The 24,649-nt window shown below is 51.3% G+C and carries 21 protein-coding genes and 2 pseudogenes; 12 read left to right on the forward strand and 11 right to left on the reverse strand.

What is annotated here, in order from left to right; genetic code table 11:
- The first annotated feature begins 20 nt into the window (after positions 1-20).
- Positions 21-1,160, forward strand: a complete 1,140-nt coding sequence (locus IAE30_RS00770) for an alpha-hydroxy acid oxidase (RefSeq protein ID WP_200677831.1) — start codon at positions 21-23, stop codon at positions 1,158-1,160.
- Positions 1,161-1,205: 45 nt separating this feature from the next.
- On the opposite strand, the pseudogene IAE30_RS00775 reads toward IAE30_RS00770, so the two are convergent.
- The 4 genes and pseudogenes from IAE30_RS00775 to IAE30_RS00790 form a co-directional block, all read right to left on the reverse strand.
- Positions 1,206-1,370, reverse strand: a pseudogene (locus IAE30_RS00775) (dienelactone hydrolase family protein); the annotation flags it as partial.
- Positions 1,371-1,462: 92 nt separating this feature from the next.
- Entirely contained in the window at positions 1,463-2,677 is a 1,215-nt protein-coding gene (locus tag IAE30_RS00780) for a multidrug effflux MFS transporter (protein ID WP_200677833.1), read from the reverse strand.
- A 208-nt stretch (positions 2,678-2,885) separates the two neighbouring features.
- On the reverse strand, positions 2,886-3,575 hold the full coding sequence (locus IAE30_RS00785; RefSeq protein WP_200677835.1) for a type 1 glutamine amidotransferase domain-containing protein: 690 nt from the start codon (positions 3,573-3,575) through the stop codon (positions 2,886-2,888).
- 13 nt (positions 3,576-3,588) lie between these two features.
- Positions 3,589-5,006, reverse strand: a pseudogene (locus IAE30_RS00790) (coniferyl aldehyde dehydrogenase).
- 103 nt (positions 5,007-5,109) lie between these two features.
- On the opposite strand from IAE30_RS00790, the gene IAE30_RS00795 reads away from it, so the two are divergent.
- On the forward strand, positions 5,110-5,997 hold the full coding sequence (locus IAE30_RS00795) for a LysR family transcriptional regulator (protein ID WP_200677837.1): 888 nt from the start codon (positions 5,110-5,112) through the stop codon (positions 5,995-5,997).
- A gap of 61 nt (positions 5,998-6,058) precedes the next feature.
- On the opposite strand, the gene mqo is transcribed toward IAE30_RS00795, so the two are convergent.
- From mqo to IAE30_RS00810, 3 genes are all read right to left on the reverse strand, one after another.
- Positions 6,059-7,705 (reverse strand): malate dehydrogenase (quinone), encoded by a 1,647-nt coding sequence (gene mqo, locus IAE30_RS00800; RefSeq protein WP_045815569.1) that lies wholly within the window; start codon positions 7,703-7,705, stop codon positions 6,059-6,061.
- Positions 7,706-8,008: 303 nt separating this feature from the next.
- The gene (locus IAE30_RS00805) at positions 8,009-9,400 is read right to left on the reverse strand and encodes an APC family permease (protein ID WP_200677840.1); all 1,392 of its coding nucleotides are present in this window, start codon (positions 9,398-9,400) and stop codon (positions 8,009-8,011) included.
- A gap of 149 nt (positions 9,401-9,549) precedes the next feature.
- Positions 9,550-10,380, reverse strand: a complete 831-nt coding sequence (locus IAE30_RS00810) for a helix-turn-helix domain-containing protein (RefSeq protein WP_200538486.1) — start codon at positions 10,378-10,380, stop codon at positions 9,550-9,552.
- Positions 10,381-10,610: 230 nt separating this feature from the next.
- On the opposite strand from IAE30_RS00810, the gene IAE30_RS00815 reads away from it, so the two are divergent.
- The 7 genes from IAE30_RS00815 to IAE30_RS00845 all read left to right on the forward strand — a co-directional run bounded on the left by IAE30_RS00815 (position 10,611) and on the right by IAE30_RS00845 (position 17,606).
- Positions 10,611-11,750, forward strand: coding sequence for a tyramine oxidase subunit B (locus IAE30_RS00815; RefSeq protein ID WP_200538487.1), 1,140 nt, complete (start codon positions 10,611-10,613; stop codon positions 11,748-11,750).
- Positions 11,751-11,775: 25 nt separating this feature from the next.
- A complete protein-coding gene (locus IAE30_RS00820; protein ID WP_200538488.1) occupies positions 11,776-12,198 on the forward strand; it encodes a RidA family protein in 423 nt (140 codons plus the stop codon).
- A 16-nt stretch (positions 12,199-12,214) separates the two neighbouring features.
- A complete protein-coding gene (locus IAE30_RS00825) occupies positions 12,215-13,519 on the forward strand; it encodes an FAD-binding oxidoreductase (protein ID WP_200677842.1) in 1,305 nt (434 codons plus the stop codon).
- 137 nt (positions 13,520-13,656) lie between these two features.
- Positions 13,657-15,078 carry a 3-isopropylmalate dehydratase large subunit gene (gene leuC / locus IAE30_RS00830; protein WP_200677844.1) on the forward strand — a complete coding sequence of 474 codons (1,422 nt, stop codon included), beginning with the start codon at positions 13,657-13,659 and terminating at the stop codon, positions 15,076-15,078.
- 1 nt (position 15,079) lies between these two features.
- Positions 15,080-15,709: a 3-isopropylmalate dehydratase small subunit gene (gene leuD, locus IAE30_RS00835; RefSeq protein ID WP_045815562.1), complete on the forward strand. Its 630-nt coding sequence runs from the start codon at positions 15,080-15,082 to the stop codon at positions 15,707-15,709.
- Positions 15,702-16,616, forward strand: a complete 915-nt coding sequence (locus tag IAE30_RS00840; protein ID WP_200677846.1) for an alpha/beta fold hydrolase — start codon at positions 15,702-15,704, stop codon at positions 16,614-16,616. The genes leuD and IAE30_RS00840 overlap by 8 nt, the downstream gene beginning before the upstream one ends.
- Positions 16,617-16,646: 30 nt before the next feature.
- Complete coding sequence (locus IAE30_RS00845) at positions 16,647-17,606, forward strand: LysR family transcriptional regulator (protein ID WP_200677848.1); 960 nt, start codon at positions 16,647-16,649, stop codon at positions 17,604-17,606.
- A 26-nt stretch (positions 17,607-17,632) separates the two neighbouring features.
- Here the strand turns inward: IAE30_RS00845 and IAE30_RS00850 are convergent, their stop codons facing one another.
- Both IAE30_RS00850 and kup read right to left on the reverse strand, forming a co-directional pair.
- Positions 17,633-17,938: a DUF1471 domain-containing protein gene (locus IAE30_RS00850; RefSeq protein ID WP_045815559.1), complete on the reverse strand. Its 306-nt coding sequence runs from the start codon at positions 17,936-17,938 to the stop codon at positions 17,633-17,635.
- 279 nt (positions 17,939-18,217) lie between these two features.
- Positions 18,218-20,086: a low affinity potassium transporter Kup gene (gene kup / locus IAE30_RS00855; RefSeq protein ID WP_200677850.1), complete on the reverse strand. Its 1,869-nt coding sequence runs from the start codon at positions 20,084-20,086 to the stop codon at positions 18,218-18,220.
- A gap of 351 nt (positions 20,087-20,437) precedes the next feature.
- On the opposite strand from kup, the gene IAE30_RS00860 reads away from it, so the two are divergent.
- Entirely contained in the window at positions 20,438-21,547 is a 1,110-nt protein-coding gene (locus IAE30_RS00860; protein WP_200677852.1) for an SDR family oxidoreductase, read from the forward strand.
- A gap of 114 nt (positions 21,548-21,661) precedes the next feature.
- Here the strand turns inward: IAE30_RS00860 and IAE30_RS00865 are convergent, their stop codons facing one another.
- Positions 21,662-22,462 (reverse strand): MetQ/NlpA family ABC transporter substrate-binding protein, encoded by an 801-nt coding sequence (locus IAE30_RS00865; RefSeq protein WP_045832522.1) that lies wholly within the window; start codon positions 22,460-22,462, stop codon positions 21,662-21,664.
- A 403-nt stretch (positions 22,463-22,865) separates the two neighbouring features.
- Between IAE30_RS00865 and IAE30_RS00870 the strand changes: the two genes are divergently transcribed.
- Complete coding sequence (locus tag IAE30_RS00870; protein ID WP_156149360.1) at positions 22,866-23,072, forward strand: hypothetical protein; 207 nt, start codon at positions 22,866-22,868, stop codon at positions 23,070-23,072.
- 18 nt (positions 23,073-23,090) lie between these two features.
- On the opposite strand, the gene IAE30_RS00875 is transcribed toward IAE30_RS00870, so the two are convergent.
- The gene (locus IAE30_RS00875) at positions 23,091-23,663 is read right to left on the reverse strand and encodes a TetR/AcrR family transcriptional regulator (RefSeq protein ID WP_200538496.1); all 573 of its coding nucleotides are present in this window, start codon (positions 23,661-23,663) and stop codon (positions 23,091-23,093) included.
- 89 nt (positions 23,664-23,752) lie between these two features.
- Between IAE30_RS00875 and IAE30_RS00880 the strand changes: the two genes are divergently transcribed.
- Positions 23,753-24,649 (forward strand): ABC transporter six-transmembrane domain-containing protein, encoded by an 897-nt coding sequence (locus IAE30_RS00880; RefSeq protein WP_045815553.1) that lies wholly within the window; start codon positions 23,753-23,755, stop codon positions 24,647-24,649.

A 24,649-nucleotide genomic window follows, 5' to 3' on the forward strand; every position in this document is an offset into this window, starting at 1 on the left:
CTTTTTTTATCAGGTGGAAAATGACGATTACCTGTATTGAAGAATTACGGCAGCTGGCGAAAAAACGTGTGCCGAAGATGTTTTATGACTATGTCGATGCAGGTTCCTGGACGGAATACAGCTATCGTGCCAACGAATCTGATTTACGTCGCATCGAATTTCGTCAACGTGTCGCGGTGGATATTGCTGAACGCAGTACGATGAGCCGAATGATCGGGCAAGAGGTTGCTATGCCGGTGGCGATCGCCCCCACCGGGCTGACCGGTATGATCCATCCCGATGGTAAAATTCATGCGGCACGCGCAGCGAAAAAATTCGGTATTCCCTTTACGCTCTCTTCCATGAGCATCTGTTCGCTGGAAGCTGTGTCTCAGGCCACAGAGGGACACCCATTTTGGTTCCAGCTGTATGTATTGCGTGACCGGCAGTTCGTGGCAAACCTGATCGATCGCGCTAAAGCGGCTAACTGCAACGCGTTGGTCGTCACCATGGATTTACAGGTCTTTGGCCAGCGCCATAAAGACATCAATAATGGCCTCTCCACGCCGCCGAAAATGACGCTGCGCAATGTGCTGAATATTGCCAGTAAACCGCGCTGGTGCTGGCAGATGCTGAATACGAAACATCGTAATTTTGGCAATATCATCGGGCATGTCAGCGGTGTGGATAACATTGACTCGATGGTTGAGTGGACGGCACAACAGTATGACCCACGGCTCTCATGGCAAGATATCGAATGGATAAAGCGGCATTGGGGCGGCAAGCTGATTGTGAAGGGCATCATGGATGTGGCCGATGCGCAACGGGCCGTTGAAGCGGGGGCCGATGCGTTGATTGTTTCCAACCATGGCGGGCGTCAACTGGACGGCGTGTCTTCGTCAATTACATTGCTGCCGGAAATTGTGGCGGCGGTCGGCGATCGGATTGAAGTACATTTTGATGGTGGCATTCGCTCCGGCCAGGATGTGTTAAAGGCAGTAGCGTTGGGTGCCAGGGGCACCTATATCGGACGCAGTATGCTGTACGGTTTGGGGGCGATGGGTGAAGAAGGGGTGACCACAGCGCTCAGCATCATCCGTAACGAGTTTGATCTGTCGATGGCGTTTTGCGGCAAAACCGGTGTAGCGGACATTGATAGCGGAATTTTACGCGTGCGCTGAAAGACGGGGAAATAGCGGGAGGCTAGTCAGCCTCCCGCCGCGTCATTAAAACACTTCATCCAGCAATTGATACAGGCGTTTGAAGGCACGCTGCGTCACTTCCGGGTGATACTGCGACACGCCAGCATTGTCGGCTTTCGGATCGGTAAATGAGTGCACCGCACCCGCAAAGCTCACCAACTGCCAGTCAACGCCCTTGCTGTTCATCTCATTTGCAAAGGCGGCGAACTTAGATTAAGCAATTGCATGCTGGACTCACCGCACCAAATGTTTAATGTCATATTTAGCATTTCACTTCAGCGTTAAATTTCTGCCATTTTAGGCTGGGCTTTTCCTCCGCCAAGCGTGCTAAGAAAACTGAGCAGGGTGAATACCGTCATAATGCTCACCATAATCCAGGGCGTGCCATTGTTAAGCCCTGCCAGCAGCAGTGAGGAAACAATGCCACTGCCGTATTGCAGAGAACCTATCAGCGCCGATGCTGAACCGGTGGCATTCGGCACGGCATCCAGCGCGGCCGCGGTGGCTGAGGCTGCAATAATCCCGTTCATCGAGAAGAAGATAAAAATACAGATAACCAATCCCGCCAATGCTGCTGGATGCGTTTCCAGTACAAAACACATCACGAATGTCATCAGTGCGGCGATAAAAGAGGCGGATTTCAGCAGCGTCTCCAGCCTGACCTTTTGTACTAAACGTTTATTGAGGGTGCTGACCGTCACCAGACCCAGGATATTAATCGCGAACAGCCAGCCATAATGTTGCGGATCGATACCGAAATAGCTGATATACACCGCAGGCGATCCGACAATAAAGGCGTAAGCGGCAACGTAATAAAAAGTGACGCACAGGGTAAAGCGCATAAAGGTTTTATTCAGCAGCAGCGTGCGATAATTACGCACTATTTGCCGAGATGACGCCTTTACCCGTTTTTCCGCCGGCAGTGTTTCAGGAAGCCAGAGCAGTGAAATGAACATCAATGCGCCGACCACCGCCAGAAACCAGAAAATCACCGGCCATTGCGAGTATCGAATGATTTGCCCACCCATTAAGGGTCCCGCGATTGGGGCGATAGCCATGACAATGATCAACGTCGACAGCATCTGCGCGGCACGTGTACGGGTAAACAGATCGCGAATCATTGCACGTGCCAGCATGGGGCCGGTGCAGGCGCCAGCCGCCTGAATGACGCGCCAGAAGACGATTTGAGACATATCGGTGGAGAGTGCGCATCCCGCTGAACCGATAGCAAAGATAATCATGCCGATGTATAGCGGTGTTTTGCGTCCGAGTTGATCGCTAATCGGGCCCCAGATTAACTGCGCGATGGCAAAGCCAATCAGAAATCCAGTGACCGTCAGTTCCGAATCACCGTGTAACGCGGCTGACATCGCAGGCATGGCCGGAAGATAGATATCGGTAGAGAGTGAAGTAAATGCCATCAGCGCACTGAGAATAATAATAAAGGCGATACCGGTTTTCATATCCGGAGGATGCGTTGCAGTTTTGATATCCATAATGTCTTTTTATGAGAGAAAGGAAGGTGCTGTGCAGTGCCAGGGCTTGAACACAGTATTGGAAACGGGTTGGAGCCTAGCTTAACAAAGGCGAGCGGGATTGATTAGGTGCGTCAGTCTACTAACACCTATGAGAAAGTTTCATTAATGGAATGGTTAACAAGACAAAAGCACATCACCGCCCGAGCAGTGATGTGCTTCAATGCGATTAAGGCTGCTGCGATGCCAGTTGCAGCAGTAGCGCTTTCGCCACATCTTCTGAGCTGGCCGGATTTTGCCCGGTGATCAGATGACCGTCTTCTACGACAAACGGTGCCCAGTCAGCGCCCTTTTGATAATGCGCACCCAGTTTGATGAACTCATCCTCAATCAGGAAAGGCACCACATCGGTGAGTTCAACGGCCGCTTCTTCACTATTCGTAAAGCCGGTGACCTGCTTACCCTGAATGAGCGGGGCACCGCTGGCGGCTTTCACATGACGCAACGCGCCTGGTGCATGGCAGACAAAACCAATCGGCTTATTCGCACGATCAAAAGATTCAATCAACTGGATGGAGTCTGATGACTCCGCGAGATCCCACAGTGGACCGTGGCCGCCAGGATAAAAGACGGTATCGAAATCCTGCTGATCGATGCCTGCCAGCTTCACGGTATTAGCCAGCGCCTGCTGTGCCGCGGCATCAGATTTGAAACGTGCGGTCATTGCGGTCTGAAATTCAGGTAAATCACTTTTTGGATCCAGCGGCGGTTGTCCGCCCGCCGGGGAAGCCAACACCACTTCGGCGCCCGCATCTCTAAACACGAAGTAGGGCGCGGCAAACTCTTCCAGCCAGAAGCCGGTCTTTTTGCCGGTGTTGCCCAGTTCGTCATGGGATGTCAAAACCATCAAAATTTTCATATTCTGTCCTCGATTAATGTTGGTTATTCAGTAATGCGGTCAATGCTGCGCTGTTGTCCTGATAGGGGGCGCGCAGCCGTAAATTCGTGGTGCCGGCCTCATCCTGGATCACAATCGGCTTAGCATGGCTAAAGCGACGGAATCCATGAATCCCGTGATACGCGCCAATCCCGGATGCGCCCACGCCGCCAAATGGCAGGCTGTCGAGAGAAGCATGGGTCATGACATCATTTATCACCAGTGCGCCAGATATCGTGTGCTGCGCCATTAACTGTTGGCGCTGTTCATTGTGGCCAAAGTAGTAGGCGGCCAGTGGTCGCGGATGTGCATTGATATAGCGAATCGCTTCCTTCACCTCTCCGCTGTAGCTTTTAATGGGCAGCAACGGGCCAAAAATCTCTTCCTGCATGACCGCCATCTCCTCGGTGACATCGAGGATCAAATGCGGCGCGATTTTGCGGCTTTGCGCATCAAAGTCCGGCTCGCCGACGGGGGCCAGGCTGACAATGCGCGCCCCTTTGCTACGCGCATCTTCGATCAGATCGACCAGCCGTTGGTAATGACGATCGCTGATAATTGCGGTGTAATCCTCGTTGTTTTGCAACGCTGGGAAAGCCTGCTGCATGAACTGCCGCGACGCGGTGATGAATGCCGCTTCAGCCCCATGCGGAAGCAACAGGTAATCCGGTGAGATACAAATTTGTCCGGCGTTAAAGGTTTTAATGGTCAGGGTTCTGGCGGCGGCTATCGCGACATACGCATCCGCATCGATCACTACCGGCGATTTTCCACCCAACTCCAGCGTGACGGGCACCAGATTTTCCGCCGCTGCACGCATCACATGCTTGCCGACGGCGGTGCTGCCGGTGAAGACCAGATGGTCGAATGGCAGGGCGCTAAAGGCTTGTCCCACGCTGGCGTCACCCAGAACCACGCTGAGCTCATCAGCGGCGAAATAACGCGGTACTAATTCCGCTAATAATGCGGAGGTGTGAGGTGTCAGCTCAGAAGGTTTCAACATTGCCGTGTTGCCTGCGGCAACACACCGGCCAGTGGGCCAAATGCCAGGTTAATGGGAAAATTCCACGGGCTGATAATGCCGACTACGCCTAAGGGTTGCGGTTCGATGCGCGCCTGCATACCCGCAACCGGGACTTCGGCGATCTCCGGCTGCATCCACTGCGCCAGATGCTCAGCGGAGTGCTGCAGCATATTGATGGTGGTCATCAGGTCGGCCGCCTGGGTTTGATAGGCACTGCGATGACCGAAATCGGCGCTGATAGCCGCAGTGAGTGCGGCATGATTGTCGCGAATTAACGCCACGCTGCGCATTAAGCGGTCGCGGCGAAGTGCGGCGTTTGCCGGTGCTGTTTGCAGGTGAGCCTGTTTCATGGTTTGCAGTACATGCAGTAATTCTTGTTGAAGTGACATGATTTTTCCCGTGCGTTTCAAGATGCAGGCAGCTTACTCGCGCTGGTGTTTGACGGCTAACAAGGCTATTTTGGTAGGGGTATAAAATAATTTATGGGTCACTATGTCACTGGTTCGCTTACGAACGTTTATGGAAGTGTATCGGCAGCGGTCGATTTCCGACGCGGCGCGCGCATTGAATCTGACGCAGCCAGCGGTTTCGCAACACATTAGTGGTCTGGAAGTCGCAGTGGGTCGGCCGCTGTTTGAACGTCAGGCCCATGGTGTGATGCCAACGGCTGCAGCCGACGACCTGGCGGCTGATATTGGCAATTCACTGGATACCGCAGAGTCCGCTCTGTCATCGGCACGAGCCCGATCGATGGATGTGAGTGGTACGTTGCAGATTATTGGACATGCAGATTTTATGGCGGAGAAATTATCGGCTGAATTGCTGCCTCTGCTTGAAAGCGGTATTCGCGTGCATATGCACAGTGGTGATGGCCCGTTAGTCGCGCAGATGGTGATTGAAGGGCATTGTGATCTCGGCATTACGGCGCATCCGGTGACCGATCCACGTTTAAAGGGTGAAGTCATTTTTCAGGACCGCGTGGTCGCAGTGGCAGCACCGGCCGTGGCGGCTCGCTTAAATAACAGCGCAGATTTTTCCTCGGATTTAATTAAAGAACCGCTGCTGGCTTATGATTTAAAACTGTCACTGATTGATCACTGGCTGGATAAGAACCGCATTAAATACCAGACGCTGTTACCTGCGGTGGTTGGGCAGGATTTACGTGGCTTGCGAAGTTTACTCTGCGGGGGATTTGGCTGGTCGGTGATGCCGTCATTTTTATGTCAGACGCAAATCGCGCAAGGAGACTTAGTGGTGCTGGATGCGCCAGTAGGAGACACGGAGATTCGCTATCACCTTATCTGGTTACCCAGCGCGCTGCGTCAACCGCGGATTGCCCATGCAAGGCAGGCACTGGTTTGGGGGATGAATAAAGCGTGAGTTTATCAGGCACAAAAAAAGCCGGACATTGTCCGGCTTTCTTCATTAGTGCGAGGGAAAATTACAGCGCCATATCCTGCTTAGCGGATTCTGCGCGCGGCTTAGCCTGCGTAGGGGCAACTGACTGGTCACCCATGTTGATGACCGGTGGTTTGGTCAACTGCAACGTGGCTGCGGTGTTGTCCCAGACCTGCTGAGTCAGTGCGGTATTGCCGTTCAGTTTCTGACCGAAGCTTGGAATGATACCGCGGATCTTCTCTTGCCATTCAGGAGAAGCGAACTGCTCCGGGAACAACTTCTTCATCACGTCCAGGGTGATTGGCGCAGCAGTTGAAGCACCAGGTGATGCACCCAACAGGGCAGCAACGGTTTTCTGCTGATCGGTCACGATTTCGGTACCCAGCTTCAGCACGCCGCCTTTATCCGCATCCTTCTTGATGATCTGTACGCGTTGACCCGCCTGGATCAGTTTCCAGTCTTCTTTGCGTGCGTTCGGATAGTACTCTTTCAGCGCGGCAAAACGATCGTCGTCGTTCAGCATTACCTGGCCAATCAGGTATTTCACCAGGTCAAAGTTATCAATACCAACGTGAGTCATCGGCATGATATTGCTGGTGGTTGTGGCGCTTAACAGATCGAACAATGAGCCGTTTTTCAGATACTTGGTAGAGAAGGTCGCGAAAGGTCCGAACAGCACCACGCGTTTACCGTCCAGGTTACGGGCATCGATGTGTGGAACAGACATCGGTGGCGCACCGACTGAAGCCTGGCCGTACACTTTTTCCAGGTGACGGCTGGTCACTTCTGGATTCTCGGTCATCAGGAACGAACCCCCTACCGGGAAGCCGCCGTAGTTATCCGCTTCAGGAATACCGGTTTTCTGCAGCAGTTTGATGGCTGCGCCGCCTGCACCGATAAACACGTATTTCGCGTCAACCGAACGGTTCTCGCCGCTCTTCACATCTTTGATAGTGACGTGCCATGAGTTATCGCTGTTGCGTTTGAAATCAGTGACTTCTGAAGAGGTTTCTAATTTGAAATTCTGATCTTTCTTCAGGCTGCCAATCAACTGGCGGGTGATTTCACCGTAGTTAACGTCAGTACCCACTGGCGTCCAGGTGGCCGCCACTTTCTGATTAGGATCGCGACCTTCCATCACCAGCGGAGCCCACTGCTCAATCTGCTTGTGATCGGTTGAGAACTTCATGCCCTGGAACAGGGTGGTTTTTTGCAGTGCATCGTAACGTTTGGTCAGATACTCAACGTTTTGATCGCCCCAAACAAAGCTCATATGCGGCGTAGAGTTGATAAATGAACGCGGATCATGCATCACACCACGCTGAACCTGAGAGGTCCAGAACTGGCGGGAAATCATGAAGGCTTCGTTGATTTCCAGCGCCTTGCTCACGTCAATTGAACCGTCTGCACGCTCTGGCGTGTAGTTCAGCTCCATGTTAGCCGAGTGGCCCGTGCCTGCGTTGTTCCAGCCGTTAGAGGATTCCAGCGCTACGCCATCCAGACGCTCAACCATCAGCTGCTTCCAGCCTGGTTGCAGTTCCTGTAGCCAGGTTCCCAGTGAGGCGCTCATGACGCCGCCGCCAATCAACAGGACATCGGTTTTTTCTGGTGCGTTTTCAGCGTGGACCACTGAAGAAACAAGCAGCGCTGCCAGTGAAAGGGCAGACACGATTTTTTTAGAGTGAGTCATTCTGATCCTGATCTTTGTACTTTGCAGGTGAACGTTAAATTTTCGGTTTGCAAATTAAAATATTGTTACGAAAAGATTAACTTGTTTTTAGTTAATAAAGTATTGGTGTTAATTACTTAACTTACATAAAACCATTGAGGTGGGAATTTAAGCAATCAATGCGAAAGGTAGGGGGATATATCCGTTGCTACTGCGCGGTTATTCTTTATAACGAGCATCTCGACTTAGGTCAAATAAAACACGATGACAGTGGGTTAAATAATGATTTCCAAAGAAGGTGCGCATTTCTGCGCACCACGCCAACTACTGCGCGCGAACTTTAACCCCGCGTTTTAGCGACATCCCGTATCCCAGCACTGCGCAGCCAGCAATGAACCACGGAATCATCTTCACCACGCTGGAATCACTACCGCTTAAGGATTGCAGATTGTTGACGACCAAAATAATCGTCACGCTCATGCACACCATTGATAGCAACGGTGCCCAAAACACAGTGAATTGTTTTTCATCATGGTCTATCCGACGAAAGAACAGCACCACGGCAGCGGAGACGCCGAGTTGTAAAATGAGAATACACAGTGTGGCGACGGCAGAACCAATGGCAAAGATGTGCACCATCGGGTCCAGACCCGCGCTGCCCATACCTGCCAGTAGCATCAGCATGATCACGCTGTGAACGTGGCTGGCGTTGTGCGGCGTGCCGTTGGTGGGATGAGTTTTACATAACTCTTTCCAGATCAAACCATCGCGGCTAATACTGAACAAATAACGTGAAATATTGTTATGAAACGCTAGCGCTGCCGCAAATAAGCTGGTGATAAGCAGTACCGACATGGTTTCTACGGCCCACTCTCCAACATATTGCTGTGTAATGTTAAACACGAAATTACCGGGATCTTTGCTGGCAATTGCGACAATTTGTTCAAAACCGTATGCCTGCACCAGTGACCAACTGGTGAAACAGAAAAATGCCGTGATCAGTAACAAGGCACATATCGTGGCACGCGGCACAGTTTTATGTGGGTCACGGCACTCTTCAGCATAAATGGCGGTGGATTCAAAACCGATGAACGCTGCGATGGTGAAAATAAAGGCGATGCCGAGGTTGCCCTGCATAAACACCGACGGCTCAAACGATTGGAAGCTGTATGGACCGACTTTTTTGATCAGCAGCATCACGTCGGTGAGTAACACAATGGCCACTTCCGCCAGCATTAATATGCCGAGTAATTTTCCACCGACTTCGACTCGTTTAATGCTCAATACCCAACACACCAGCACAAATAGCATGCTCAATGCCCACCAGGGAATATGGGCAGAGAAGTGCTCTTCAATAAACAGCTGTGTGAAAAATCCCAGCATCGCCACGATGGCAATCTGGATGGAGATATACGCCATCAACGCTAAAACTGACGCGGAGGCGCCCCAGTTTTCGCCCATTCCTTTAGAGATATAGGTATAAAAGGCGCCCGCATTATTCACATGACGGCTCATGGCAATAAAGCCCACGGCAAATAACATCAAAATAATGCACGAGAGGATATAAAACACCGGAATGCCACCGCCATTGCCGGAAATAATCGCTACCGGCAAACCGCCCACCACGCCTGTCAGCGGCGAGGCTGCCGCGACGACAAAAAAGACCAGAGAAAACAAACCCAACGTATTTTTGCGTAAGCCGGAATCCGTATTCATCGCCAAAGCCCTCAACCGCTAAGAGAAAGTTCTCAGGCAATCTTTGCCGCCTGAGGCAGGTAACATAGCGGCATCATTTCTCAGCTGAGTATCTGGCGGATAGAAAAAATCGGACAGCGTCACAGTGCAACGCTGCACTCTTTTAGTGCTCAGTGGAAACGCAAGCGATGGAAATAAGCATCATGCGAAATACGCCGCTGATAATCACAGGGCGTGGTGCTGATAAACTTTTTAAATTCGCGCAGGAAGTGCGACTGATCGCTAAATCCAAGATCAAAGGCCAGATCGCTAAAGGACACTTCCTGCTGCAAGTGAATGCTGCCCAGCGCCGACTGGCAACGCAAAATGCGACTGAAAGCCTTGGGAGACATCCCCGTATCCTGGCGAAACTGACGCTGAATAGTGCGGCAGGTGTAACCGGTCAATGCTTCCAGTTGGTCAATGCGAATATTGCCTTTCTGCTGACGCATCGTCTGGATAATCAATGATGTTACGGCTGATGCTTTGCGCACCAACCGTGGTGTGAAAAAGGCGTTGAATAAAGCAATCTGCCGCGAAAAATCGCGTGTCTGAACGATCTGCTCAAAGGCCAGCCGTGCATCCGGTACCACATCAAGGAAATTGAACTCGCGATCGGGAATCTCTTCTGCCATCACATCCAGGAAATCAGGAATGATGCCTGGCGCGAAGCGCACACCAAAATAGTGATGATTATGTTGCATATCTGCACCGCGCGCTTCCAGCGTGGTGCCACAGACACGAGCAGCAGGACGCTGTGCATCGCAATCAAATACGATATCCACGCAACCATCCGGTATCGCCAACGTCATGCAGGCATTCTGCGCCACTTCAAAACTGTAGAAATGTGAAATCGCCGGGTTATCCGATGCGATCACCGAATAGTGTCGTGCGGCATTGAGCACAAACCAAGGTTGCTCGGGCTGGAAACCACTGTGGCGATACAAAGGGAATTGTGTCATGGCGTGCTCCGCAACGGGCTAGATAGAGCCTGAGTAATGCAAGCGTTGTGCCACGCCTGCGTTTCGCCATGTCGCAAATATTCAATACAGCCGGACATCTGACGCGTTATTTCTATTTCACACAGCGAAAAACCCCGTTAATACGACGATGTAAGCCTGTGACATCGCTATATATGGCAATTTTCGCGACAGCGGGACATCGACCAAAAGACTGATTGAAGAGGCGACCTATGAGTGATTCAACCCGGATCGATTTTATTTACCTGTCGGAGCAAGACATGATTCGTGCAGGCGTGACCGATATGTCCGCCTGTGTGGACACCATGGAAGAGATGTTTGGGCTGCTGTATCACGGCGACTATCGTATGGCGGGCGCGAATAATGACTCGCATGGTGCAATGGTAACTTTCCCGGAAAACTCACCGTTTCCAACCATGCCAAAACCCACTGCTGACCGCCGCATGATGGCGATGCCCGCGTATTTGGGCGGCAATTTCTGTACCGCAGGTGTGAAGTGGTATGGCTCCAACATCGCTAACCGTGAAAAAGGTCTGCCACGCTCGATTCTGATGTTCACCCTGAATGATGCTGATACTGGCGCCCCTCTGGCGCACATGTCCGCCAACCTGTTGTCCGCATATCGCACCGGTGCTGTGCCTGGCGTGGGGGCACGCCATCTGGCACGTAAAGATTCGCGGGTAATTGGTCTGCTAGGACCGGGTGTGATGGGCAAGACCGCCGTAGCCGCTTTTATCGCCGTCTGTCCGCATATCGACACTATTAAAGTCAAAGGACGTGGGCAGCGGAGCCTCGATAACTTCCTGACCTGGGTGCAAGAAACCTATCCACAAATCAAGCACGTCGAGATTGTTAATACGTTAGAGGAAGTGGTTCGCGGTAGTGACATTGTCACTTATTGCAGCTCTGGTGAAGTCGGTGATCCGAACACTTATCCATTAGTGAAACGTGAGTGGGTCAAGGCGGGAGCGTTTTTGGCGATGCCTGCATTGTGCAACATTGACGATGGCATGGAGCAGCCGGACGTCCGCAAGGTGCTGGATAACACGGGCCTATATCACGCCTGGTTTGAAGAGGTGCCGAAACCTGCCCATCGCACCATTCCGATTATCGGAGTGCGCTTCATGGATATGGTGGCCGAGGGACAGCTGCAAGCTGAGCAGTTGGAAGACATCGGCAAGATCGTCGCCGGTGATGCGCCCGGACGTCAAAACGATCAAGAGATCATCATCATGTCAGTCGGGGGTATGCCGGTTGAAGACGTTGCATGGGGCACGGTGCTATATCGCAACGCGCTGGAAAAAGGCATCGGCGTCAAACTTAACCTGTGGGAAACACCCGTTTTAAGCTAACCAACCAATTGAAAGAGAAAACATTATGACGCATATCATCAAAGTTAAAACCGGTTCCAGGTTTGAAGAGCAAGCCAGTTACTCACGTATTGTGGCAGTCGATAATTGGATTTATGTCTCCAATACCGCAGGACGCAACCCGCTAACCAAAGAAATTCCCGCTGATTTGCGTGAACAGACCTTACAGGTATTTACCAACATCGAAGCGGCCTTAGCGGCAATTGATGCTTCACTGCAGGATGTGGTGTGTTCGCGCGTCTTTATTCAGAACCCGGATGATGTTCCCACCGTGATGGCGATCATTGGCGAGAAGTTCCGTGGTATTAACCCGGCGTCAACCGTGACCTGTCCTCCGCTGGGCTCGACCGTCTACAAAGTCGAACTGGAAGTCACAGCATACCGCGGCGCAGGTAAAGCCGAGGTTCAGGAAATTACCGTGGCCCTGTAAGGGCGGGAGATACGCTATGGCACCAGTTATTACGCCCGTGGTCACCTCGCCAATGATGCCGGATACCAGCACTGTGGTGATCATTGGCGGTGGCATTGTAGGGTTAACGGCCGCGCTGACACTTGCGGAGCGCAACATTCCGGTGGTGGTGCTGGAAAAAGGGCGTATCGCGGGTGAGCAGTCATCACGCAATCTGGGCTGGATCCGTAAAACCAGCCGTGCGCTGGAGGATATCCCTCTGGCCCAGGCCGCTGACCGTTTATGGGCGCAGATGGCCACGCGTGTGGGAAGCGATGTGGGTTACCGTCAGGCCGGCATCATGTTTATTGCTCGCAATGAAAAGCAGATGGCAATGCATGAAAACTGGCTAAAGGGCGTGAACGCCGCTGGACTGGACACCCGACTGCTTAGCAATAGCGAGATTGCGATGCGCGTGCCCGGTGGCGCGGAAAAATGGGCGGGCGGTATTTTTACCGCCTCTGATGGACGTGCAGAACCCACGCTCGCAGCCAGCGCCATTGCTAAAGCGGCCATGGCAAAGGGCGCGATTATCATTGAGCACTGTGCTGTGCGTGGTTTAGCCACCAGCAACGGCAAGGTCAGTGGTGTGGTAACGGAGCGTGGTGAGATTCGTTGCGATCAGGTGTTACTCGCTGCCGGTGCCTGGTCACGTCGCTTCCTCGGCAATCTCGGCATTAATTTGCCAGCCTTGCCACTGATTTGCTCGGTCATGCGTACCAAACCGCTGCAAGGACCCGCCAACATCGCGGTGGGTGCGCCAGATTTTTCATTCCGTCAGCATCAGGATGGCGGTTTCATCATCACGCAACGCGGTGCGCTGGATGCCCCCTTGACGCTTGACCATTTATTAATTGGGACGCGCTATATGCCTCAATTACGCCATGCCCGCGACAACTTGCGAATTTCACTGGGCAAATATTTCCTCAAGGATCTGGCGATGGCACGTCGCTGGCGCAACGATCGACGCACACCTTTTGAGAAAGTCCGTACACTGGATCCGCTAGCTAATCCGGCATTGAACGGGGAAGCGATGCGTAATCTCAATGCCGCCTGGCCGATGTTTAAGCAAGCCGTCATGGCTGAGTCATGGGCGGGCGTCATTGATGTGACGCCAGATTCCAACCCGGTGATTGGCCCTGTGGCGTCAATGCCAGGATTGACGCTGGCCACCGGTTTTTCAGGCCACGGTTTTGGGACATCACCGGCTGCAGGGCAGTTAGCGGCGGATTTGGTGACTGGGCATCCACCGCTCATCGATCCCACGCCTTATCGCTTTGAGCGTCTGATTTCTTCCCATTAACTCAGGGGCGACTGGTTAGTCGCCCGTAGGTTACATTTCATAAATCATTGCATCACATATCGTGTTCATTAACTCACCCACACCTGTATTACCCTAGAGTCTCTAATGACTTGTTAATACTTTATGTGGGCAATCGCATGGCTAACAAAACACTGTATGAAAAACTGATCGATCAGCATGTCGTACGTAAGTTAGACGATGAAGGGCATGTGTTGCTCTATATTGATCGGTCTATCTTGAATGAATACACCAGCCCGCAGGCATTCAGTGGCCTGCGTGAACATCAACGCCCTGTTCGCCATCCCGCCACCATCTTGCTCAACGTGGATCATGTGAATCCGACCAGACCGGAACGTGATGAAGCCATGACTGATGCCGGTGGACAGTTGCAAGTCGACTATTTCCGTCAGAACGCCGCCCATTTTGGTATCGAACTGTTTGATGTGATGGACCCACGCCAGGGAATTGAACATGTGGTCGCACATGAACAAGGATTGGTGATGCCCGGCATGGTGATTGCTGCCGGTGACAGCCACACCACCACCTACGGTGCATTTGGCGCACTGGGTTTCGGTATCGGGACGTCCGAAATTGAACACTTGCTGGCGACACAAACCCTGATTTATCGCCGATTAAAAACCCTGCAAGTGAAGGTCGAAGGCGAGTTGCCTTATGGTTGTTCCGCCAAGGACATCATTCTGGCGCTGATTGAACGTATTGGTGCCTCAGGTGCGACCGGGTATGCCATCGAATTCTGCGGAGCAACCATTGATGCACTGAGCATGGAAGGTCGCATGACCCTGTGTAATATGGCCGTTGAAGCAGGCGCACGCGGAGCGATTATCGCGCCGGATGAAAAGGTGTTTGCCTATATTGAAGGCAAACCACAAATGCCGACTGGCGATCTTTGGCAGCAAGCAAAAAGTGAGTGGCTTACGCTGCGTAGCGATGAAGAGGCGAAATTTGACCGCGCGTTGACCCTGGATTGCAGCAATCTCGAACCGAAAGTCACCTGGGGCATTAGCCCGGACCAAACCAGTGCAATCAGCGGGCGAGTACCGGATCCCGCACTGGAAAAAGATTTAATCAAACAGCAGGCGCTGAAAACGGCGTTGAAATATATGGGCCTGGAGCCCGGCACGCCGCTGGAAAGTATCGCCATTACCCATGCGTTTATTGGCTCCTGTACCAATGGCCGAATTGAAGATCTCCGTGCTGCCGCTGCGGTGATTGGTGAACGTAAAATTGCCCGCCACGTGCGCGGAATCATTGTGCCGGGTTCGACTCAAGTCCGTCAGCAAGCGGAAGCTGAAGGGTTAGCCCGCATCTTCATCGATGCCGGATTTGAGTGGCGGCAGTCAGGGTGCTCAATGTGCCTTGCAATGAATGAAGATGTCCTGGCACCCGGCGACCGCTGTGCTTCTGGCACCAATCGCAACTTTCCCGGCCGACAAGGGGCGGGTGCTCGCACGCATTTGATGAGCCCAGCGATGGTGGCCGCTGCTGCGTTAGCCGGCCATCTGGTCGATGTTCGTAGTTTGATGACAGTAGAGGGTTAAAATGGAAGCATTTCACAGTATCACCGGCAAAATCGCACCTTTACCCGCCGCCAACATCGACACAGATGTCATCATGCCCAAGCAATTCCTCAAGGGCATTGACCGCCAGGGGCTTGATCGGGGGGTATTCTTCGATCTGCGCTTCCTGGCTGACGGCTCACCAAATCCTGATTTCATCCTGAATCAACCCGGTTGGGAGCAGGCTGCATTTCTACTGGTAGGCGCCAACTTTGGCTGTGGCTCCAGCCGTGAACACGCGGTGTGGGGACTGAATCAGCTGGGGATTCGTGCCCTTATTGGCACGAGCTTTGCGGGTATCTTCGACGACAACTGCCAACGTAATGGTGTGCTGACTCTGACATTAAGTGAAGAAGCGTATCAACAACTGAGCGAAGCGACTCTCGATGCCGCACATAATGAAATCACGATATCGCTGGAACATCAGACCCTCTGCTTTAATAATCAAACACTGCACTTTGAGGTCAGCGCGTTAAAACGCGAGATGTTGTTGGGTGGAGGCAGTGCGGTTGACTGGACATTGCAGTACGAGCCTGACATTGCGCAGTTCGAAAAACAGCATTTTGCCCAACGTCCGTGGTTGCAGCGGGTAAAAGGACAACAAGATGAGTGAAATGACGGATCGAGGCGCATCACCGTTTATCGACGGTTTTGCTTTAAAGGATGTAAAACTCGCTAATGGTGTGACACTGCGTGTTGCCACAGGCGGCGAAGGCTCGCCGTTACTGATGTTGCATGGCCATCCACAGAACCATCTGGCATGGCGTAAAGTGGCACCGCAGTTGGCGAAAAAATACCAGGTGATACTGCCGGATTTGCGCGGATACGGCGACAGTGACAAGCCGGCAAGCGATGAGCAACATCTTACCTACGCGAAACGCAGCATGGCGGATGACATCAGCCTGCTGATCGATGCGTTGGGACTGGATCATGTGGCTTTCGTGGGGCACGATCGTGGCGCTCGGGTCGGGCACCGACTGGCGCTCGACCATCCTGAAAAGGTCACCTGTTGTACTTTTGTCGATATTGCACCCACAGCGACAATGTATGCGAAAACGGATAAAGCCTTTGCCACACGCTATTTCTGGTGGTTCTTTTTGATCCAACCGTATCCGCTGCCGGAGACCATGATCGGCCAGGATCCGGCATTTTTCCTGAGAAAACATATCGAGGGTCAGTTGAAAACACCGGGTGCCACATCAGAAGCGGTGTTTAACGATTATCTGCGCTGTTATCAGCAACCTGAGATGATTCATGCGGTGTGTGAAGACTATCGCGCTGCTGCGACCATCGATTTAGAACATGATGCGCAGGACAGCGAGAAACGTATTGCTTGCCCACTGCAGTTGCTTTGGGGCGAGAAGGGCACAGTGGGTCAATTATACGATGTCGTTTCGACCTGGCAGGATAAAGCCGTTGACGTGAAGGGTGCCGCACTGCCTTGTGGGCACTCCCCGCAGGAAGAGATCCCAGAGGTGTTTTTGGCGCAGCTACAAGGCTTCCTCGATTCTGTGCTATAACCCTCAGATGCCCGTTAACAGTGTGATGCCATGAAGCAAGAGCTTGCCGGAAAAAACGTCCAGAAACCCTTGCAGGGCTGGCCTGCTATCGAAGATCTCTATGTTTTCATCAGTGTGGCGCGCCACGACGGTTTTGGGCGCGCCGCAGTGGAACTTGGCCAGTCTCCTTCCTATATCAGTAAACGCATTGCTATTTTGGAGAAGCAGCTGGATACCCGACTGTTTTTCAGAACCAACCGGGTGATGCGCCTGACACCCGAAGGTGAGAAGGCGTTGGAGGGGGCACAGCAGGTGCTTCAGGAAATGGATGCCTTCCTCAGCAATTTCCGGCAGTGGCGTGGGGAACTGACCGGCGATATGACAGTAGGCTGCTCGATGGGTTTTGGGCAGGATTATCTCTCTGACGCCATCTCCGCCTTTATCTCTCAGCACCCGTCATTGAATATCAAGCTGATCCTTAGCGACCGGGAAATTGATTTAATGCAGTCGGGGACCGACGTGGATATTCAGGTTGGTGACGACCTCAATCACGCCTATATTGCACGCAAACTGGCCGCCAATCGGCGAATTCTCTGCGCATCTCCTGACTATTTATCCCAATCAGTGCCACTCAATTCTTTGGATGATTTAATTCATCACAGCTGTCTTATCATTAATGAAAAGCACAGTACCTTTGGCAATTGGCCGCTGACTGACGGGGAACAAAAGATATTGTGTCGTCTGAATAGTCATTATTCATCGAACAGTGGCAAGGTTATTCTTAATTGGGCCTTGAAGTCGCACGGTATTGCTCTGCGCTCTGCATGGGATGTCGAACCCTATCTGGCGCGGGGGGAATTAGTGCATGTATTACCGCAGTGGTATCAGGAAGCGAATATCTGGGCAGTGTATACGCAACGGACTTCAGAATCGCCGCGCATAAAAGTCTTTATTGATTTTTTGGTGCAATACTTCGCAGAAAAAAGCCTGTCACGGGAGTGGCAGGCTTAATTTAGGCTTGGATACGTAGGTTAACATCAGCCGTACGCCACTTTGCTGTTAATGTGGTACAGCGTGGCAGTCGCTGCCATCACATGCTGACCATCATGGCCCGGCTCATGCGATTCGACATCCGTAATGTGATAACCGACAGCGCCAGCGGCAAGCGTCTTTTTCACTATCGCGTCAGTCAACTCTTCCATCGACGTGGCCCAGCTCACTGAAGTGAAGCCGACTGGGTGAATGGATGAGAGTTCGCGATGAGTGAGGTCAGCACGGACTAATACTGGTTTAACATTTTGCGGTGTGAAAATAGAAATCACGTCGTTAATAAGTTCTTTCATGGTCTTACTCCTCAAAATAACAACTGAGCCGATTTCGAAGCGACACGTTTTATTGTTCATGATTGATTTATTAAACCCGGCAGTTGCGCACGGCAGGTAATCGGCGCCGGTAGGCTTAATAAACACCTTTTGAGGTTATGCGTTTTAGCTTTAATTGCTAATTAGTTGTTAAGAAAAGTTCAGCCACAACTCTGATAAACTTTAGGGGATATTTTTTCATCTGCTTACATTTAGGGCGGACTATTTAATCAGTTGGGGCGCACTATGCGCCCCATTTTGTTAAAACTCGCGTTGTCCACCTAACTCGATCACTCGATTCGGTGGAATGTTGAATTGCTCATGTGCCCGTAACGCATTACGTTGGCAGAAGTGGAAGATGCCACCTTTAACTCGCGCCAACCCTTTGCGCTTTTTCATCACCAGTGTGTCGTGTGAGGTAAAGAACGAGGCTTCATTGACGGTACAACCAAAGCCTTCTAACCCACATAAATGCAACACTTCAGCCATTGAAGGAACCTCACGCCACCCATACGCCGCCGTAACTTGCCAGAATGACGGTGACAACTGCGTAATGGTAATGCGTTGTTGGTTGTGCACGCGCGGGGTATCGGTGGTACGAATATTCAGCAACACCACGCGTTTGTGCAGCACGCGGTTATGTTTGAGGTTATGCAGCAGGGCTTGTGGGATCTCAAACTCTTTACGAGCGAGGAAAATCGCCGTTCCCGGCACGCGACTCGGCGGATTAGTTTCCAGCGACTTCACCAGAGCCTGAAGGCTTTCGGGGTCGTTATTCAACTTTCTAATTAACCGATTACGCTCGGTGCTCCAGATCAGCATTAACCCCATCATGGTCAGTGCCATGACCACCGGCACCCATCCACCGGATAACAACTTCATCAAGTTGGCGGCGAACAGGGGGATATCAATGGTCAACATACAGATGAGAAATACCAATGCCAGCGGTAGCGGCCATTTCCAGTTACGCAGCGCCACCACGCCAGCCAGACAAGCGGTGATCACCATGGTGCCCGTCACCACAATACCGTACGCCGAGGAGAGGGCTGAGGATTGGCGGAACGCCAGCACGATCACGGTGACTGCAACAAAAAGCAGCCAGTTAACCACCGGAATATAGATCTGCCCGGATTCGGTATGTGAGGTAAACACAATACGCATCGGGGGGAGGAAGCCCTGGCGAATCGCCTGATGCGTCAGGGTGTAAACACCAGAAATCACAGACTGTGCCGCGATAACGGTGGCGAGCGTTGAGAGTACGATGAGCGGGATCTGCCCCCAGCCAGGTGCAAGGTTAAAGAAAGGGTTATTGATGGCTTTAGCGTCGGCGATAACCAGCGCACCCTGTCCAAAATAGTTGAGCACCAACGCGGGCATCGCTATCACCAGCCAGGCCATACGAATGGGCGCTTTACCGAGGTGCCCCATGTCAGCATACAGTGCTTCGGCACCCGTCACTGCCAGCACCACCATACCGAGCGCGGCAAAGGAAAGCGCCTTATGCGTCAATAAAAACGTCAGCGCATAGGAAGGGCTGAGAGCGTGGAGCACAGTGGGATTGAGTGCGATCCCGCGAATCCCTAATAAGCCAATCGAGACAAACCAGATAAACATGACAGGGCCAAACACTTTACTGACTTTCTCAGTGCCATGTTTTTGGATCATAAACAGCAGCGTCAGAATCACGACCGCCAGGGGAACGACAAACTTGTCCAGGTGCGGTGAAACGACTTCCATCCCTTCAATCGCGGATAAAACGGATATCGCTGGTGTGATAATTCCGTCACCGTAAAAGAATGCCCCGCCGGTGAGTCCCGCTAACACAATAATATGGCCGATTTTCGTGCTGACATGGCGGCGAGCCAATGACATCAGCGTCAAAATGCCGCCTTCGCCGTCGTGGTCGGCCCGCATGACGAAACAGACGTATTTCAATGTCACGATGAGTGTGAGCGCCCAAAAAATCAGCGATAAGAAGCCCATGACGGCGATAGTGGATAGAGAGCCATCGGGCAAGATTGAAAGACACTCTTTCAAGGTATACAGCGGGCTGGTACCGATATCACCAAACACGATCCCTGCGGCGGCCAGCATGCCAGCAGGCAGAGATTGTTTCTCGGTCTGACTCATAGATTTCCTGTTTCTTTTCAGCGTGGAGCAGCGATGGCTGTGTATGACGGCGAACATACCTTTTTCCCTGCCAGGTGAATAGCAGGTGGCGATTTTATGCACTGCATTTTTACGCCAGGCAGTGAAATTTTTACGCCATTTTTATATCTCGGTTTACTTTTTGATCTCAGAATAGTCGATAAACCAGAAGCAAACTGACGACTGGCGATCATAAATTCACCACAGTTAAACGGTGACTAACCGGAACGTATTTTTCCCACCACCACCCAAACGCATTTATCCGCCATTTATCTTGCCTGATCTACATTCGACGCAATCCTTTTGATCAAAACTGACCTGTAGATCGACACTATGAATACGATTCTTGTTACTGGCGCGACTGGCTTCCTGGGCGGCGCGGTTACCGTGAATTTTTTAAAGAAAAGAGAAAATAACCGTTTGCTCCTGTTAGTGCGCGGTGATTCACCGTCCGAAGGATTGACCCGGCTTCAAGGTAATTTGGCCAAGTTCGGTGTGGATGCCAGTTTGCTGAATACGTTAACTACAGAAAATATTTTAATCGGGGATTTGGCTGAGCCGGAACGATTCACGGACGATCCGCGACTGGATGCGGTGACACATGTGATGAACTGCGCCGCCGTCGCCTCATTTGGTACCAACCCTTATATTTGGAAAGTGAACGTCGAAGGGACGTTCCAGTTTGCCCGCCGTATGAGCCAGGTAAGTGGTTTGAAACGATTCATTCACGTAGGAACTGCTATGTCCTGCGCCCCCGAAGCCAATACCCTGGTGACCGAAAGCGAATTGAATACGCTGCGCGATCAGCACATTGTGGAATACACCTGGAGTAAAGCCACGGTGGAAAAAATGATGACCGAATCGCTGCCGAATCTGCCACTGGTCATTGCTCGGCCTTCTATCGTGGTTGGCCATTCCGATCACGGCTGCACCCCATCGCCGAGTATTTTCTGGGTGTTCCGCATGGCCCTCACGCTGGGTAAGTTCATGTGTGAACTGGAGGACCGCATTGATGTGGTGCCAGTGGATTACTGTGCAGATGCATTGGAATTGTTGCTGACCGCCGAGAACGTCGATAAAAGCATTATTCATATTTCTGCTGGCCTCAACAGCAGTGTGACCTTTGCCGAAATTGATAAAGCGATGGCAAAGGCCTCAGGTCAAATTCCGGTGGCAGAGACGTATCAAAAGGTCAACTACCGTGAGTTGGCTGAAAGTAAGAAAAGCTTCTCGTCTCTGTTTGGACCCTGCAACGAGCGTATAGTGCTGAGAGCGATGAATCTCTATGGCCACTTTTCAAAGCTCAATGTGGTTTTCAGCAATGATAAATTGCTGGAGTTGGGCATGCCGCCATCATCAAAATTCACTGATTATCTGCATCGCTGCGTCACCTCGACGAAAGATGCAACCATTGCGGAATTAATGGAAGTGGATTTTAAATAACCTCAACGCGAAATGCTGATATGACATGATTGTCAGTTGAGCTGTCTGTTGCCAAACCTTTCAAGCCGAGCCTTTATAGGGGTGTCCTGTAGGACGCCCCTATAATATAGGCTATTACCAGCCTTTAATAATATCGCCTTTATAAATCTCGTTAGCTTTATCCAGCACTTGCTGTGACTGGAAGGCTTCTTTCAATTTCTGCACGTTGGCGCTGTCTTTATTGTCTTCACGCGCCACGATGGCATTCACGTATGGCGAGGCTTTGCCTTCCATAAACATGCCGTCACGCGAGGCAGAAAGATTCACCAGCGCAGCAAAATTGTTATTGATGATCGAAATATAAACCTGCGGATCGTCTAGCGTACGTGCCAACTGCGGGGTATCGACTTCAACGATTTTCAGCTTCTTAGGATTGTCTGTGATATCCAGTGTCGTCGGCAGCAGACCCGCTTCCGGCTTCACTTTGATCAGACCTTGTGCTTGTAGCAATAGCAGACTGCGGCCCAGCGTGGTCGCTTCGTTAGAAATAGTGACAGTGGCGCCTTCAGGCAACTCGGCCAGAGTTTTAATCTTGCGCGAGTATCCTGCAATCGGGAATACGAAGGTGTTGGTAACGACAGCAAATTTATAGCCGCGCTCTTTTGACTGCATTTCCAGGTAAGGCAGGCTTTGGAAGGCGTTGACATCAACATCTTTATTGCGCAGCGCCTCGTTTGGCTGCACGTAATCGTTAAATGCAACGACATCGACATCCAGATGATACTTATCATGCGCTACCTGCTTCACGGTCTGCCAGATCGCCTCATCAGGTCCGGTATTAATCGCAACTTTGATGGCATTATCTTTTTGGTTATCGCATGCGCTGAGCAGGGAAACGGCGGCAGCGAGCAGGGTGGAAAGCACAATTTTTTTCATGACACAGGTCCCTTAGAAACGTAGGGGAAGGACTATAATATACGTCTGGACGTCTGTACATCCATTGCGAACGCGTTCGCTTGAATTTCATGCAGCTCAAAAAATCGCTCAATCATACTTTTTAGTCATTAATCCCCGTGACTGACATTGTGCTTTGCTGATATATCCAACAGGAAATAATTTAGATAAAACGAAGTTTTCAGGCTCAGAGATGCAAGCTGAAGCATGACCTCAACTTGAGATCGATCTCATTTATCAGAATTTCTGAGGGTTAGCGGAATGTGGGTTGTCGAATGTCATTAGAATTTTCGCAAAACGTAATATTAATATAACTGCATTGTGCGTCTTGATACTTACAAGATAATCTGTTGAAGCAGATTATCTTGTTATAGATCGGGAGAAGATGATGGAGTCTGTTAAAGCGTTGAATATGGAGCAGTTGAACAAGTTTCTCAGTAGCGGTAAGCACTCTTCAGTTATTATTGGCTTCAATCTCACCAGCGATGCGTTTTTCAACATGGCAGCCTATTGGCGCGATCGCGGTGTTACGATTGAAAAACGCGATGCCTATTTTGTCGCCACCACTGATAATTCATTAACCACTTCCTGAAACAGAGAGTTCGACAACTTAAAGCGCGAGTTTAATAAAGGCACGTAAATCGTTTATCGCCTGTTCCCGCGCTTCAGTCTGTTGCACCACAATCAGTAAATCCGCATAGCCATTTAACATCGCGCTGAGTTGACGTGCCACCTGCAGGGCGTTTGCTTCACGAAATGCACCTGCACGGATGCCATCCTCTATGATTCCCGCCATCAATGCTTGCCATTGTTGTGTCAATTGCGTGGCCAATTGCGCATACGCCGCTTCAGTTGTCGCTTTACGCCAAAGAGAACTATACAGCTGCCACACCGCATCCGGTTCCTGCGGTAAATAGCTACTGATAAACGCTTCCAGGCGTTCAGTGAAGGGCAGTTGTTCAATATCCCGGGTAAATACCTGCAAATCACGCTGTGCAAATCGGCAACAGGCTTCCAGGCACAATGTCGCCCAGTCGGGAAAATAGTGATAGATGTGGCTGCGTGACAGGCCGAGTTGTGTCGTTAACTCGCGCGTTTTCACATTCTCCAATCCCTTTTCAATAAACAGTGCGACCGCTGTGTCCAGGATCTTTTCACGCAACTCCGCTGTTGTCTCTTTCATCACCACCACCGTTGACTTTGAGCAATCGCTCAAATACAATTTTACCACTTTTGAGCAATCGCTCAAAAGCTCAATTTGAATCTAATCTTATGCAAATCATACCTGAAAACCTCGAAAACGTGGCGTCACACAGCGCCCTCAATACCCTGAAAGTGTTGGCAAAACGAAACAAGAAAAAACTACTTCTGACGCTCATGCTGGTCATCGCTGAAAATGTGGTTTATCTGCTTTATCCACTACTGGCGGGGTTCGCGATTAACGCCATCATGCACGGCCACGCACTACATGGTCTTTTCTATGCCGGTTTGGTATTGGTGATGTGGATGATTGGTGCCGCACGTCGCACCATGGATACGCGAACTTTTGCACGGATCTACGCAAGTCTTGCAGTGCCTGTGATCCTTGCGCAGCGCGAAGAGGCGCATAGCCATTCTGCCATTGCTGCCAGGGTGACACTGTCACGACAATTCGTTGATTTTTTCGAAACACATCTGCCTATGCTGATCACCTCTACCGCATCCATGTGTGGTGCAGTGGTGATGCTGTTGACCATCGAACCCTGGGCGGGCTTAGTTTGCCTGACGATTTTGGTGCTGTTCGCTAGCTTTCTGCCGCATTACACGCGCACCAACGAAGCGTTAATTGCGCGTATGAACGACCGGCTTGAACGGGAAGTGGGCTTTGTTAGCAGTGCTGGAGAACAGAAACTGCATCGGCATTATCATTTCCTGGCGCGGGTGCGCATCCGTCTGTCCGATCGTGAAGCTATGAGTTACTTATCGATTGGTGTTGCCTCAGCACTGCTGTTTGGCATCACGATTACGGTGATGGCGTTAAAAGGCGGAATGAGCGCAGGGCACATTTATTCCGTGATGACCTATTTATGGATGTTTGCCATGAGTCTTGATGATGGCCCAGCATTGCTTGAAAAGTATTCACAGCTCAAAGAGATTGGCAAACGCGTCAATACCGGATTAGCGAAATAA

The organism is Pantoea sp. S61 (assembly GCF_016625145.1).
Classification (GTDB): domain Bacteria; phylum Pseudomonadota; class Gammaproteobacteria; order Enterobacterales; family Enterobacteriaceae; genus Pantoea; species Pantoea rwandensis_B.

What these genes read in the sequence shown, in the direction of transcription:
- kup (WP_200677850.1), bottom strand. Translation starts at nt 20,086, where the DNA reads ATGAGTCAGACCGAGAAACAATCTCTGCCTGCTGGCATGCTGGCCGCC.
- IAE30_RS00785 (WP_200677835.1), bottom strand. Translation starts at nt 3,575, where the DNA reads ATGAAAATTTTGATGGTTTTGACATCCCATGACGAACTGGGCAACACC.
- IAE30_RS00860 (WP_200677852.1), top strand. Translation starts at nt 20,438, where the DNA reads ATGAATACGATTCTTGTTACTGGCGCGACTGGCTTCCTGGGCGGCGCG.
- IAE30_RS00815 (WP_200538487.1), top strand. Translation starts at nt 10,611, where the DNA reads ATGAGTGATTCAACCCGGATCGATTTTATTTACCTGTCGGAGCAAGAC.
- IAE30_RS00870 (WP_156149360.1), top strand. Translation starts at nt 22,866, where the DNA reads ATGATGGAGTCTGTTAAAGCGTTGAATATGGAGCAGTTGAACAAGTTT.
- IAE30_RS00850 (WP_045815559.1), bottom strand. Translation starts at nt 17,938, where the DNA reads ATGAAAGAACTTATTAACGACGTGATTTCTATTTTCACACCGCAAAAT.
- IAE30_RS00810 (WP_200538486.1), bottom strand. Translation starts at nt 10,380, where the DNA reads ATGACACAATTCCCTTTGTATCGCCACAGTGGTTTCCAGCCCGAGCAA.
- IAE30_RS00820 (WP_200538488.1), top strand. Translation starts at nt 11,776, where the DNA reads ATGACGCATATCATCAAAGTTAAAACCGGTTCCAGGTTTGAAGAGCAA.
- IAE30_RS00770 (WP_200677831.1), top strand. Translation starts at nt 21, where the DNA reads ATGACGATTACCTGTATTGAAGAATTACGGCAGCTGGCGAAAAAACGT.
- mqo (WP_045815569.1), bottom strand. Translation starts at nt 7,705, where the DNA reads ATGACTCACTCTAAAAAAATCGTGTCTGCCCTTTCACTGGCAGCGCTG.
- IAE30_RS00880 (WP_045815553.1), top strand. Translation starts at nt 23,753, where the DNA reads ATGCAAATCATACCTGAAAACCTCGAAAACGTGGCGTCACACAGCGCC.
- IAE30_RS00825 (WP_200677842.1), top strand. Translation starts at nt 12,215, where the DNA reads ATGGCACCAGTTATTACGCCCGTGGTCACCTCGCCAATGATGCCGGAT.
- IAE30_RS00805 (WP_200677840.1), bottom strand. Translation starts at nt 9,400, where the DNA reads ATGAATACGGATTCCGGCTTACGCAAAAATACGTTGGGTTTGTTTTCT.
- leuD (WP_045815562.1), top strand. Translation starts at nt 15,080, where the DNA reads ATGGAAGCATTTCACAGTATCACCGGCAAAATCGCACCTTTACCCGCC.
- IAE30_RS00865 (WP_045832522.1), bottom strand. Translation starts at nt 22,462, where the DNA reads ATGAAAAAAATTGTGCTTTCCACCCTGCTCGCTGCCGCCGTTTCCCTG.
- leuC (WP_200677844.1), top strand. Translation starts at nt 13,657, where the DNA reads ATGGCTAACAAAACACTGTATGAAAAACTGATCGATCAGCATGTCGTA.
- IAE30_RS00845 (WP_200677848.1), top strand. Translation starts at nt 16,647, where the DNA reads ATGAAGCAAGAGCTTGCCGGAAAAAACGTCCAGAAACCCTTGCAGGGC.
- IAE30_RS00875 (WP_200538496.1), bottom strand. Translation starts at nt 23,663, where the DNA reads ATGAAAGAGACAACAGCGGAGTTGCGTGAAAAGATCCTGGACACAGCG.
- IAE30_RS00795 (WP_200677837.1), top strand. Translation starts at nt 5,110, where the DNA reads ATGTCACTGGTTCGCTTACGAACGTTTATGGAAGTGTATCGGCAGCGG.
- IAE30_RS00840 (WP_200677846.1), top strand. Translation starts at nt 15,702, where the DNA reads ATGAGTGAAATGACGGATCGAGGCGCATCACCGTTTATCGACGGTTTT.
- IAE30_RS00780 (WP_200677833.1), bottom strand. Translation starts at nt 2,677, where the DNA reads ATGGATATCAAAACTGCAACGCATCCTCCGGATATGAAAACCGGTATC.